Source organism: Aeromonas genomosp. paramedia, assembly GCF_023093515.1.
GTDB lineage: Bacteria > Pseudomonadota > Gammaproteobacteria > Enterobacterales > Aeromonadaceae > Aeromonas.
In genome coordinates, this window is sequence record NZ_JAAROG010000084.1 from 1 (window position 1) to 211 (window position 211).

Annotated in this window: 1 rRNA gene; it reads right to left on the bottom strand. The window is 47.4% G+C overall.

What is annotated here, in order from left to right:
* A 5S ribosomal RNA gene (gene rrf, locus HB860_RS22135) occupies positions 1-62 on the bottom strand; the annotation flags it as partial.
* Positions 63-211: the final 149 nt, after the last annotated feature.

Below are 211 nucleotides of genomic sequence, written 5' to 3' on the forward strand. Positions count from 1 at the left end.
CCGCGTTTCACTTCTGAGTTCGGCATGGGATCAGGTGGTTCCACGGCGCTATGGCCGCCAGGCAAATTCTTCAATCTTGGAAAACTGACGTGAGTAGTGATGTTGCGTTTGGCTTGTCACTATCACTGAATTTGAGTAGTTCGCTTGGTATTTGCTACAAGCCTTAGAACACTTCTTGGGTGTTGTATGGTTAAGCCTCACGGGTAATTAG